Source organism: Aeromonas sp. R7-1, assembly GCF_040908115.1.
Classification (GTDB): domain Bacteria; phylum Pseudomonadota; class Gammaproteobacteria; order Enterobacterales; family Aeromonadaceae; genus Aeromonas; species Aeromonas caviae.
In genome coordinates this window covers 14,224-26,818 of sequence record NZ_JBFODD010000051.1, presented here as the reverse complement: position 1 = coordinate 26,818, position 12,595 = coordinate 14,224, and the positions used below count along the sequence as shown (strand labels likewise).

The 12,595-nt window shown below is 63.3% G+C and carries 11 protein-coding genes; 8 read left to right on the top strand and 3 right to left on the bottom strand.

Going from position 1 to position 12,595, the window contains the following annotated elements; all coding sequences use genetic code 11:
- The first annotated feature begins 76 nt into the window (after positions 1-76).
- From adk to AB5Y51_RS14565, 7 genes are all read left to right on the top strand, one after another.
- On the top strand, positions 77-721 hold the full coding sequence (adk, locus tag AB5Y51_RS14595; protein WP_010674422.1) for an adenylate kinase: 645 nt from the start codon (positions 77-79) through the stop codon (positions 719-721).
- Between the two features lie 119 nt (positions 722-840).
- Positions 841-1,815 (top strand): ferrochelatase, encoded by a 975-nt coding sequence (gene hemH, locus AB5Y51_RS14590; protein ID WP_042882436.1) that lies wholly within the window; start codon positions 841-843, stop codon positions 1,813-1,815.
- 64 nt (positions 1,816-1,879) lie between these two features.
- A complete protein-coding gene (locus tag AB5Y51_RS14585) occupies positions 1,880-2,272 on the top strand; it encodes an MAPEG family protein (RefSeq protein WP_042017277.1) in 393 nt (130 codons plus the stop codon).
- 175 nt (positions 2,273-2,447) lie between these two features.
- Positions 2,448-3,752, top strand: coding sequence for an inosine/guanosine kinase (locus AB5Y51_RS14580; protein WP_322146851.1), 1,305 nt, complete (start codon positions 2,448-2,450; stop codon positions 3,750-3,752).
- A 162-nt stretch (positions 3,753-3,914) separates the two neighbouring features.
- Entirely contained in the window at positions 3,915-5,543 is a 1,629-nt protein-coding gene (locus AB5Y51_RS14575; protein ID WP_368178644.1) for a methyl-accepting chemotaxis protein, read from the top strand.
- A 123-nt stretch (positions 5,544-5,666) separates the two neighbouring features.
- Positions 5,667-6,029 (top strand): DUF2750 domain-containing protein, encoded by a 363-nt coding sequence (locus tag AB5Y51_RS14570; protein ID WP_010674427.1) that lies wholly within the window; start codon positions 5,667-5,669, stop codon positions 6,027-6,029.
- 147 nt (positions 6,030-6,176) lie between these two features.
- Entirely contained in the window at positions 6,177-6,671 is a 495-nt protein-coding gene (locus AB5Y51_RS14565; RefSeq protein WP_010674428.1) for a hypothetical protein, read from the top strand.
- Here AB5Y51_RS14565 and AB5Y51_RS14560 read toward each other — a convergent pair.
- Positions 6,634-8,271 carry an EAL domain-containing protein gene (locus AB5Y51_RS14560; protein WP_368178643.1) on the bottom strand — a complete coding sequence of 546 codons (1,638 nt, stop codon included), beginning with the start codon at positions 8,269-8,271 and terminating at the stop codon, positions 6,634-6,636. The two genes, AB5Y51_RS14565 and AB5Y51_RS14560, sit on opposite strands and share 38 nt — an antisense overlap.
- A 188-nt stretch (positions 8,272-8,459) precedes the next feature.
- Here AB5Y51_RS14560 and glgC point away from each other — a divergent pair, with 188 nt between their 5' ends.
- Positions 8,460-9,734: a glucose-1-phosphate adenylyltransferase gene (gene glgC / locus AB5Y51_RS14555; RefSeq protein WP_039038908.1), complete on the top strand. Its 1,275-nt coding sequence runs from the start codon at positions 8,460-8,462 to the stop codon at positions 9,732-9,734.
- Positions 9,735-9,792: 58 nt separating this feature from the next.
- Here the strand turns inward: glgC and AB5Y51_RS14550 are convergent, their stop codons facing one another.
- A complete protein-coding gene (locus AB5Y51_RS14550; protein WP_368178642.1) occupies positions 9,793-11,793 on the bottom strand; it encodes a hypothetical protein in 2,001 nt (666 codons plus the stop codon).
- Positions 11,794-11,939: 146 nt separating this feature from the next.
- Positions 11,940-12,491: a lipoprotein gene (locus tag AB5Y51_RS14545; protein WP_368178641.1), complete on the bottom strand. Its 552-nt coding sequence runs from the start codon at positions 12,489-12,491 to the stop codon at positions 11,940-11,942.
- Between the last annotated feature and the right edge of the window lie 104 nt (positions 12,492-12,595).

The window sequence follows — 12,595 nt, the reverse complement described above, 5'->3', positions numbered from 1 at the left end:
AGCTTGTTAATACGGGCGAAAACGTGTAGTTTTTTGCCTTCTCAAGAATTGAATAACCAATCAACTAGGAGCGTGTATGCGCATTGTTCTGTTGGGAGCTCCGGGCGCCGGCAAGGGTACCCAGGCTCAGTTCATCATGGAAAAACACGGTATTCCGCAGATCTCCACCGGCGACATGCTGCGTGCGGCGATCAAGGCGGGTACCGAGCTGGGCCTCAAGGCCAAAGCCGTGATGGACGCAGGTCAGCTCGTCTCCGACGACATCATCATCGGCCTGGTCAAAGAACGCATCGCGCAACCGGATTGCGCCAACGGCTTCCTGCTGGACGGCTTCCCCCGCACCATTCCCCAGGCGCAAGCCATGAAGGATGCCGGTGTGACCGTGGACTTCGTGCTGGAGTTCGACGTGCCGGACGAAGAGATCGTCAAGCGCATGAGCGGCCGCCGCGTGCACTCCGGCTCCGGCCGTACCTACCACGTGGTGTTCAACCCGCCGAAAGTGGAAGGCAAGGATGACGTGACCGGCGAGGATCTGGTGATCCGTGCCGACGACGAAGAGACCACAGTGCGCAAGCGTCTGGATGTCTACCATCAGCAGACCGCGCCGCTCATCGGTTTCTACGGCAAGGAAGCGGAAGCGGGCAACACCCGTTACGTCAAGATCGACGGCACCCAGCCGGTGGATCTGGTCAGCCAGCAACTGGCCGCCATTCTCGGTTAAGCCATTCAGGGCCGGCAGGACGCAGCCGTTCGCCGGCTGGCGACGAGAGTGAGAAAAGGGTCCATACCGGGCCCTTTCTTGCATTCCATTCCCACGACACAGAACGACAGGATGCTAACGTGACCACGAAAACCGGGATCTTGCTGGTCAATCTGGGTACCCCGGCCGCGCCGACCACGGCGGCGGTCAAGGCGTTTCTCAGCCAGTTTCTGCACGATCAGCGGGTCGTCGACCTGCCGCGCTACCTCTGGTGCCCCTTGCTTCACTTCATCATCCTGCCGACCCGCTCCCCCAAGGTGGCCAAGCTCTATCAGCAGGTGTGGACCGAGCAGGGCTCCCCCCTGATGGTCATCAGCCAGCAGCAGCGCGCGGCCCTGGAGCATGAGCTCAAGCGGGAAGGGGTCGAGGTGCCGGTGGCGCTCGCCATGACTTATGGCGCCCCGTCGCTGGCCGATGGCTGGCAGGCCCTCAAGGCCCAGGGGGTCAACCGGGTGATCCTGCTGCCGCTCTATCCCCAGTATTCGGTCAGTACCACTGCCTCGGTGTTCGACGCCTGGGCCAGGGCGATGAAAACCGAGCGCAATCTGCCGGTGGTGCGGCTCATCCGCGATTACCATGCCCACCCGGAGTACATCCAGGCGCTGGCCATGAGCGTGCGTCGCCACTGGGAGCAGCACGGCCAGGGGGAGCATCTGCTGATGTCCTTCCACGGCATTCCCGAGCGCTACGAGCGGGAAGGGGATCCTTATGGTCATCAATGCAGGCGCACCGCCGCCCTGCTGGCGGAGGCGCTGGGGCTGGCCCCGGAGCAGTGGACCGCGAGCTTCCAGTCCCGCTTTGGCAAGGAGGAGTGGCTCAAGCCCTACACGGACCTGACCGTGGGCGACTTGCCCTCTCGCGGCGTCAAGCGGCTCGATGTGATCTGCCCGGCCTTCTCGGCGGATTGCCTCGAGACCCTGGAAGAGATCCAGGTGCAGAACCGGGAAATCTTCATGGCCGCCGGTGGCGAGCAGTTTGAATACATCCCGGCCCTCAACAGCGATCAGGCCCATATCCGCATGATGGTTTCCCTCATCTGTCGCGAGCTGGCATGATGGCCGTTCTCATCCGGCGCTCGACGTGGCGGACGTTCGGATTCAACGATAAAGGAGTGTCCTGATGATGCATATCACGCTGATTTACGCCGGCCTGCTCGGGCTCTTGTTCCTGCTGCTCTCCTTCTGGGTGGTCAAGCGCCGCGCCCAGTTCAGGGTGATGATAGGGGAGGGGGAAGCCCCCGAGATGCTGGCCGCGATCCGCGCCCACGGCAACTTTGCCGAGTACGTGCCCCTCACTCTGCTGCTGATGGCCCTGTGCGAACTGGCGGGGGTCGGGTCGCTCTGGCTGCACCTGGGCGGTGTGCTGCTGCTGGTGGGTCGCATCCTGCATGCCATCGGCATCCAGATCCCCAGGGCTCCCAACATGCCGCGCCTCTTCGGCACCCTCTTCTTCTGGCTGTCGCTGGGAATGTTCTCGGTGCTGGCCCTGGTGCAGGGGCTCTCGGCAAGCTGAATGTCATCCCGCAACACCACCCCGCCACGGGGTGGTTTTTTGTGGCAGATAAGTCAAACGTTTTCCTCGCAAACCCTTGTCTATACTGACCTCAAAATTCAATCGTGCGACTTTTCGGCGTGGTGGATTGTGTTAAAATCCCGCCCCTCTTTTCCCCAGAGCACAGAAGATTGCCATGAAATTTCCCGGTCAGCGCAAGTCCAAACACTACTTCCCGGTCGACAGACGTGATCCCCTGATCCCGCAGAACTCCCAGCTCACCGAACTGGGCAAGGCCTATGTAGTGGGCATCGATCAGACTCTGGTGGATATCGAAGCCCATGTGGACGAAGACTTCCTGAACCGGTACGGCCTGAGCAAGGGCCACTCCATGCTCATCTCCGACGAGGTGGCGGAGCTGGTCTACGACGAGCTCAAGGCCAACAACATGGTGGTGAGCGAATTTGCCGGTGGCACCATCGGCAACACCATGCACAACTACTCCGTGCTGGCGGACTCCCACTCCATCCTGCTTGGCGTCATGAGCCAGGACATCCGCATCGGCAGCTATGCCTACCGCTATCTGTGCAACACCTCCTCCCGGGTCAACCTCGACTACCTGCAGCCGGTGGACGGCCCGGTCGGACGCTGCTTCACCTTCATCACCGAAGGGGGAGAGCGCAGCTTTGGCATCAACGCCGGCAAGATGGATCACCTGGATGTGGACCACATCCCCGAGACCATCATCAAGGAGGCCTCGGCCCTGGTGATCACCGCTTACCTGGTGCGCGGCGCCGACGGCACGCCCATGAAGGAGGCCGCCATGGCCGCGGTGCGCTATGCCCGCGAGGCCGGGGTGCCCGTGGTGCTGACCCTGGGCACCCGCTTCGTCATCGCCGAGAATCCCCAGTGGTGGCGCGATTTCATCAGCGAGAACGTGACCGTGCTCGCCATGAACGAGGACGAGGCGGAGGCCCTGACCGGGATAAAGGATCCCCTCGGCGCGGCCGACAAGGCGCTGGACTGGGCGGACATGGTGCTCTGCACCGCCGGCCCCATCGGCCTCTACATGGCGAGCTACACCGACGAGGACTACAAGCGCGAGACCACCCACACCCTGCTGCCCGGCGTCATCCCCGAATTCAACATGTACGAGTTCAGCCGCCCCATGGCCCGGGACAAGTGCCGCAAGCCTGCGCGTATCTACTCCCACATCTCCCCCTACATGGGCGGCCCGGAGAAGATCAAGAACACCAACGGGGCAGGGGACGGGGCGCTGTCCGCCGTGCTGCACGACATGGTGGCGAACGCCTACCACCGCATGAACGTGCCGAACTCCGCCAAGCATCTCTCGGAATTCCTGACCTACTCCTCTCTGGCCCAGGTGTGCAAGTACGCCAACCGGGTGAGCTACGAGGTGCTGGCCCAGAGCAGCCCGCGCCTCTCCCGCGGGTTGCCGGAGAAGGAAGACAGCCTGGAAGAGGTGTACTGGGAGCGGTGATACCTCTTCCTGTCGACCACGAGAAAGGGTGCCACTGGGCACCCTTTCTTGTTTTTGGGGCTGGATCATGTTTTTGGCATCGCTTTTGCTGACATCGTGGACAGCCCGCGTCGCGGCGGCATACCTTGTGTTAAGGATATGTAGCTGCTGCGGGGCGAGGGTATGTTGAGACAATGGAGTATCGGTCGGCGTCTGTCGCTGGTGACCCTGATGGTGCTGGCGCTGCTGGGACTGCTGCTGTTCTTCTGCCTGCAGATCTATCAGCAGGGGTTGATGGGGGAGAAGAGCCGCCAGACTCAGGCTCAGGTGGAGACCGCCTACAGCCTGGTGGCGGGGCTGGAAGCCAGGGTGCGCAAGGGGGAGCTGGACGAGGCGAGCGCCAAGGCCGAGGCGCTGGCGCTGATCAAGGGGTTGCGTTACGGCAACGATGACTACTTCTGGATCAACGACAGCCACCCCACCATGGTGATGCACCCCATGAAACCCGAGCTGGACGGCAAGGATCTCTCCGGGGTGGAGGACAAGCAGGGGCTCAGGCTGTTCGTCGCCTTCGCCGATCTGGCCCGGGCCCAGGGCGCGGGGGAGGTGGCCTACTACTGGCCCAAGCCGGGGGTGGACGAACCGGTACGCAAGATCTCCTACATCAAGCGCTTCGCCCCCTGGGACTGGATCATCGGCACCGGCGTCTATGTGGACGACGTCGAGGCCCAGTACCGGGAGGTGCTGCACACCCTGCTGGGGATCGGGCTGGTGCTGGCCCTCCTGCTGTTTGTCGTGGTCGGCCTCATTGTGCGCAGCATCGTCGTGCCCCTCTCCCGCTCGGTCTCGGCCCTTGGCAACATCGCCAGGGGGGAGGGGGATCTGCGGGTACGTCTGCCGGAGTCGGGGCGTGACGAGCTGAGCCAGCTCAGCATCAACTTCAACCTCTTCGCCAGCCAGATGGCGCAGCTGGTGGCCCGCAGCCAGCAGATAGCGGATCAGAACCGGGTGCATGCCCACCAGCTGGCCGAGGTGGTGGAGCGTACCGGCGCCATCGTCACCGGCCAGGAGCAGGATACCCTGCGGGTGGCCAGCGCCATGGAGCAGATGACGGTGAGCAGCCGTGAAGTGGGCCAGCACGCGGCCCAGGCCGCCGACGCGGCGGATTCGGCCCTCAATCTGGCCCAGCATGGCCGCGAGGTGGTGGTCCAGACCCGGGAGTCCATCAGCCAGTTGGCGGACGAGATGGTGGAGACGGTACAGGCGGTGAGCCGCCTCGAGCAGGAGACTCAGCAGATTGGCTCCGTGCTCGACGTCATTCGCGGGGTGGCGGAGCAGACCAACCTGCTGGCCCTCAACGCCGCCATTGAAGCGGCAAGGGCCGGGGAGCAGGGGCGCGGCTTTGCGGTGGTCGCCGACGAGGTGCGTACCCTGGCGACCCGCACCCACAGCTCCACCGACGAGATCCGGCAGATGATCCAGCGGCTGCAGGAGGGGGCCGGCAAGGTGGTCAGCGGCATCAGCCAGTTGCAGCAGCTCTCTCGCGCGACGGCGGACAGGGCCGGCGATGCGGATGTCGCCATCAATGCCATCGATGGATCCGTCCACACCATTACTGCCATGAATGGGCAGATTGCCACGGCGGCGGCGGAGCAGAGCCGGGCGGCGGAGGAGATCAACCAGCGGCTGGTGGCCATCACCCAGCTGGCGGCGGATGCCCTGGCCCAGAACCGGCTGACCGAGCAGGCATCCGGGCAACTGGCGCTGGCCTGCGACGAGCTGGGGGCCCTGGTGGCGAAATATCGCATCTGACGGCCTTTATCCCCGCTTTTTCGGGATAAGGCTTGAGTCTGGGGGGCTTTTGGGACACCATCTGCCCCATTCTCGGCCAGCCCTGGCCGACAGCCTGCCATTGCTTTGCAAGAGAGAGACCCCATGAGCAAACTAACTGACAATCTTGACGCCAATTTCCAGCTGTTCATCGAAGAAGTCCGCGAGTCGGGTCAGGTGTGGGGTCTGCGCTACGGTGAAGACTGGGTGGTGTGCCGCTCCGCCGAGTTCGAAGATGCGGACGTGATGCCGCTCTGGTCCGCCGAAGGGGATGCCCGCCTGCACTGCGTGGACGAGTGGGCGGATTACGAGCCGGAAGTGATCGAGCTCGAAGAGTTCCTGGACATCTGGATCAACGATCTGGACGAGGACGACGTGCTGGTCGGCCCGAACTGGAACGCCGATCTGGAAGGCCAGGAGCTCGAGCCTATCGAGCTGGCCAAGGCGCTGGTGGAACTGGACGCCTGAGTCTGCCGTCCTGCCGGATTGTGATGAACCGGCCCCCTTCGGGGGGCCGGTTTTTTTATGGCCGCCATGGGCCATGAAAAGGCGATTTGCCTTTGCACCCGTCCCGGGGATGGGTCATCATCAACCCTTTGCCGATCGGGAGGTGCCATGTTTGTCTTTGACGTGACCACGAAGGCGGGGGCGCAGGGGAGGATCCAGGTGCAGGCGCTGGACTGGAGCCAGAGCGGCCCGGTGAGCTTTCAGTGTGACAGCGACGAGCTGGCCCTGGTGCTGCTGAGCGGGTGCCGCTGCGATGCCGTGGGGTACTTCAATCTGCTGGGGGGCTGCAAGCCGCTCTACGTGGAGCAGTGGCTCACCTATTTGCAGGAGCGTGGCCAGCTGGAGAAGGTCACTGCCCGCCAGGAGAGCCCGTCCCAACCCGATTACCTGACCCGGGCCGGGCTGGCGGACGACGAGCTCAATGCCCTGCTCGGCCAGATTTACAAGGTGGCCGGGTTCAACCGCCTGCAGATCAACCGCTACCTCAAGCATCGCCACAACCCGACCATGCTGGCGACCCGTTACGATCAGAAGGAGCTGGAGCGTTATCGCCAGCTCAACGACATCATTCTGACCCTGTTGAAGCTGAAACCGTCTCCGTGAAGATCCCCATCTGACCGATCTCCGGTCCCAGCTCCTGGGGCCGGGCGATGAGGTAGCCCTGCAAGCCGTCCACATACATGCTCTGCAGCATCTGCTTCTGGCCTATCTGTTCCACCCCTTCCGCGATCACCAGGCAGCCCATGCGATGGGAGACGTCGACGATCATCCGCACGAACTGCTGGTTGGTGAGATCCTGCTCCAGCTCGGTGATGAGACCGGGGTCCAGCTTGATGTAGTCGGGTTTGAGCTCGCGAAACAGGCTGAAGGAGCCGATCCCCTTGCCGAAGTTGCAGATGGCCGAGCGGCTGCCGTGGCGCCTGAGCAGCTCGAACAGCCGCCTGGACCCGGTCAGGTTGCGCTCCAGGTGCTCCTCGTCGAGCTCGAACACCAGGTTGGCCCCGATGTCGGGGTCTTTTTGCAACTGGTGATCCAGCCAGATGAGAAAGGCGCTGTTTTGCAGCAGGGAGCCCGGCAGATTGAGGCCCCATCGGCTGTTGTGGACCCCGAAGGCGCGGTATTGGCGGATGACGTGGCGGATCACCATCTGGGCCAGGCGCAGTACCATGTCCAGCCGCTGCGCCATGGCGAGCAGGGTATCGCTTGGCAGCACGGTGCCGTCGCTGCTGCTGAAACGGGGATAGATCTCGTGGTAGGCGAGCATGCCGCGATGCAGGGGCTGGATGGGCTGGCAGGTGAAGCTGATGCTCTCCTGCTCCAGCAGATCGGTCAGCACCTGGGTCCAGTGACGCTGACCCTGCACCTCGACCACCTCGTCGTTCTGCTGGATGGCCCAGCCATTGACCACCTCTGTCTGGGCACGGGCCAGCGCGAGATCCGCCCGGGCCAGAATGGCCTCTATCTTCTGCTCGCTGCTCAGGCGTGTCATGCCCGAGTAGGCGGCACTCTCGAGCTCGTGATCGTGCTGATAGCGATCGAAGGCGAGCTTCAGATCCCGTCCCAGCAGATGGGGCGGGATCTGGGCCAGGGGGGGCAGCAGGACGGCAAAATCGGCCCCCGAGATGCGATAGACCCGGTGGCCCGGGAAGCGGCTGACGGTGTGGCTGATGAGGGCGGCGATGTCCCGGATGTAGGCATCCCCGGACTGGAAGCCGCGCTGGGCGTTGAGGGTCCCGAGCTCGGTGGCGCGGATGAGCACCAGGATGGCGGTCTGGGTGTTTTCCTGTTGCAGCAGCTCGGTCAGATCGCGCCGGAAGGCGTGGCGGTTGCCAAGGCCCGTCATCTCGTCCCGGGTCGCCTGATTGTGCAATTCGGTGATCTGGCGGTGGGCATCGATCTCGGCCTCATTGAAGGACGCAAGGAGCTGGCGCAGAGCCGTTTGTGCCTGTACGCTGTCGAGCATGGCGGGATCCCGCTGCTGCAGCGCCAGCAGCCAACGTTGCTCCTGCCTTGCCTTTTCCCCACGGCGCACGCTGTGGGTGAGAAAGAGCAGCAGGGCGAATCCCGTCAGGGTGGTCATCAGGACCAGCAGCAGGGTGAGCGGTGAGGCGGGGGGGGCGAGCAGCACTCCCTGCAACAGCAGCATGGGAATGCAGACCAGTGCGCTGACCAGCAGCAGGTTTCCCTCATGTTTATTCAACATCGTTTCATCCTTGATGATGTTCATGATGTAGAAATTCTAACCAAGTCGCTGGCGCAAAACATGAGTACTCACGCAACTCCACGATAAAGCGCCGGCGGAATGCAACTAAATGTGAGTGAAAACACTTTCATGGTCTGTAAAAAAAGCGAAGATGGGTTGAAAACAGCCCCAACAGAGCAGAGGTAGATATGTTGCTAGAACCCGTAGACACCGCCAAAGCACGGCAACTATTGAATCAGAGTATGGCCTTGGTGCTCGCAGGGGGACGGGGCAGCCGCCTGAAGCAGTTGACCGATAACCGCGCCAAGCCCGCCGTCCACTTTGGCGGCAAATTCCGTATCATCGACTTCGTGCTCTCCAACTGCATCAACTCCGGCATCCGCCGGGTGGGTGTGGTGACCCAGTACAAGTCCCACAGCCTGTTGCGCCACCTGCAATCGGGCTGGTCTTTCCTGCGCTACCAGATGAACGAGTTCATCGACTTGCTGCCCGCCCAGCAACGGGTGGACGAGGTGCACTGGTATCGCGGCACCGCAGACGCCATCTACCAGAACGTCGACATCATCCGTGACTACGGTCCCAAGTACATCGTGGTGCTGGCGGGGGATCACATCTACAAGATGGACTACGCCGCCATGCTGCTGGATCACGTGCGCCTCGGTGCCAAGGTGACGGTGGCCTGTATCGAGGTACCGCGCTGCGAGGCATCGGCCTTCGGGGTGATGGACATCGACGAGCAACGCAAGATCCGCGCCTTCGTGGAGAAACCGGCCAATCCGCCCGCCATGCCGGGCTGCGAGGATCGCTCGCTGGCCTCCATGGGCATCTACATCTTCGAGGCGGAGTACCTCTACCAGTTGCTGGAAGAGGACATCCACAACCAGGAGTCCAAGCACGACTTCGGCATGGACGTGATCCCGCGCATCGTGGGAGAGGGCAAGGCCTTTGCCCACCCGTTCAACATGTCCTGTGTCGGGGCCAAGGAGGGGCAAAAACCCTACTGGCGCGACGTGGGGACCCTGGATTCGTTCTGGGAGGCGAACATGGACCTTGCCTCCGTGGTGCCCGAGCTCGACATCTATGACGAGAACTGGCCCATCTGGACCAGCCAGAACATGTCGCCCCCGGCCAAGTTCGTGCAGGACAGAAACGGCCAGCACGGCATGACCATCAACTCCATGTTCGCGGGGGGCTCCATCGTGAGCGGCTCCTTCGTGCTCAACTCGGTGCTGTTCACCAACGTGCGGGTGCACTCCTTCTGTACCCTAGATCAGGCGGTGATCTTCCCCGGGGTCGAGATCGGGGCTGGTTGCCGCTTGCGCCGGGTGGTGGTGGACAAGGGGTGCAAGCTGCCAGACGGCCTGGTGGTGGGGGAGAACGCGGACGAGGATGCTCGCCGCTTCTACCGCTCCGAGCAGGGCATCGTGCTGGTGACCAAGCCGATGCTGGCCAAGCTCGGCTAACCTCGTCGACACAGACAAAAAAAGGGAGCCCTGGGCTCCCTTTCTATTGGTGGTCGATTTATTTCTCGCTGACCAGGGCCTTGCCGGCCATCACCATGGCGGTGCCATGCTTGCCACCGGCGGCGGTCACTTGCGGGACGCCATCTTCGTCGGTGTCGCTGCCGGCACCCTCGATGACGTTCTCGCCGGAGTCGCCGATCCACTCGGCCATCTGCATGCCGCCGTTGACGGTGCCGCGGAACCAGCTCACGTAGCGCTGGGTCAGCTGGGCCAGCTCCAGCTCGGGTGCCTTCTCGGCCCCTTCGTTGCGCAGGTTCAGCATGGCAGAGCGCAGGGCGCCGGAGATGGCGGCCTGGGTCCAGGGGGTGTATTCACCCTGCTTGCCGGCGAGCCAGGTTCCGGCCTTGGCATTGAAGTAGGCCTTGTCGGCGGCGATGAAGAGCTCGCGCGCCGCGGTGCGGTACTTGGCATCCGAGGTGGCCAGGAAGGCGGCGGTCAAGCCGCGGATGGCGGCGAACTGCGCGTCGATGGACTGACCGGCGTCAAGCTTGCCGCCCAGGGTCAGACCGTCATGGACCAGGCCATTCTTGCCCTTGAGGTTGGCGAGGATGAAATCGGCCTGCTTGCGGACCAGTGCGATCGCCTGCTCACCCTGTGGGGTCTTGAGGTTCAGCTCGCCATTGTCACCGGCGGCGTAACCCACCGGCAGCGCATCCTGGGCGCGCTGGAAGATCTGCAGGGCGACTAGGGCGTAGGCGACGTCGAAGGTGGTGACGTGCCCGGCCTGTTTGCCAGCCTGCCAGCTGTCGACCAGGGTGCCAGCCTTGGGCTCGAAGTGCAGGGCCAGCAGGTTCTTGAAGGTGAGGTTGGAGAGGTTCAGGGCCAGGGAGAAGGCATCGCTGCCCGCCACCGCCTTGCCCAGATCGTTGGTCTGGTTGGCAGCCGGAGCGGCGGCGAACGGGGCACCGTCAAACACGGCGTGGAAGGCCGGGTTCTGATTGGTGTTGGCCGTGCGCTGATCGCTGAAGGCGTAGAACTCGGAGAGGGGCCACAGCAGCATCCAGGCGTCGCGCAACTGGGCGGAGCCGTCCACGACCTCCAGCTTGCCGATGGCACCGGCGTCGTTCTTGCTGGTCTCGGTCACTTTCACCTGATGAGGGAAGTAGACAACCCCCTTGGCCGGATCGTACTGCGGGGTGATTTTGGCGCCCAGGGTCTTGCCGTCAAAGCCGAGCTGACCTTGCAGGATGGCGAGCTTGTCGATGGACTGCTCGGTCAGCATCATGCCGTTGAAGCCGTCGGCGGCAGAAACCCCCAGCTTGTGCTTGCCGTCCTGATCCATGGTGGCGGACGCGGCTTCCACCTCTTCATCGGTCTCGGCCACGTGCATGCCCCCCAGGAAGTCCTGGGACCACATCACCTCCTTGAGCAGGATGCCGCCTACGGCGGCCGGGACCAGCAGGTTGTCACTGCCGCTCCAGCGCAGGGTGGCGTAGTCGCGGAAGTAGGCGGGGACCTGGGTCTTGACGCTCTTCTCGTTGCCCTTGGCGGTCTTGATGGTGATCTGGTCACCGTTGACCGGGGTGGCGTTTACGGCCTGGGCGAACTCCGGGTTGGCGGAGGCGTAGGGCAGGGAGAGGGGATACATGCCCTGGGGAATTTCATCGGCGGGGAAGCCGACGGCCTCGGCCATGGCCAGTACCCGTTTGCCCAGGTCGGCCAGGGTGCCGCCACGGGCCTGGTTTTGCGGCCCGTTTACCAGATGGGGGCCCATGCCGGACTGGTAGTTGAGGGCGTACATCGCCTCTTCGGAGTATTCATAGGATTCGATGCCGGCGGCGAAGTCGAACGGGGTCGGCTCGTCGGCGCGGTTGGCGTCCAGCACATCCAGATCCAGACCGAGGGCCTCGGCCAGCGGCTCGCCGGAGAGCTCGAATTCGGTGTAGGCCAGCATGTTGGCGGCGGTGTTGAACGTCTTGTCCTCCACCTTGACGGCAGCCTGTGCGGCGCTGCTGAGGAGTGCGCAGGCGATCGCCTGCACCAGTACGGTTTTTCTCATGTCCTTCTCACCATATTGTTGATTTTATTATGACGCTTCTCATGAATCTAAATGAGAATGGTGTGCATTATGGGGCAAAGGGCGGGGCTTGAGAAGAAAAAAACCGCGCCCCGGTGGGGTGAAGAGGAGAGGCGCGGCGGCAGGTGTCACATCAGTTTGAAGGGGATGACCAGTCGGCCCGGCTCCACCTTGAGGGCTTCGACCTTCTCCTTGATCCGCGCCTCGTTCTGGCGGCTGCCATCGAGCCGGTAGACGGGGGTCTGGGAGAGGAACAGGGAGAGGGACTGGTTGAAGGTGGGCAAGAGCGGGGAGAGGGCGGTGCCCACGTCCGCCGGCTCGGTCTTGACGGAGAGCAGCTCGAGATCGCGCAGATAGATGGCGCCCTGCTCGGCCACATAGTCCGGGCGTGCCCGCAGGGAGAGGCGGATCTTCATCTGCTGGCTGCCCAGCGGGCTCGCCACCTGCAGCTCGCCGGCGGCATCCAGCTCGACCTTGTCGGCCTGGCTGCGGCCGATGCGGCTTTGCATGTCATCGAGTCGGATCTTGCTCGACATGATGCCGGGGATCCCCAGCTGTTTCTCGAAGGCGACTCGCTCCTTGAGGTACTGGTTGATCTCCACTTCGCTGACGCTGTACTGGGTCAGCGAGCAGGCCGCCAGCAGCAGGGCGAAGGGGAGCAGAAGCAGGTGTTTCAACATGGGAGGGTTCCATTTTCGGGGCTGTCACAAGAGGTGGCGCCATCTTAGAGGCAAAGCGGGTTGGCCGCCAGTGGGGCCGCCCTGACCGGTTTCTGTCGCATCCC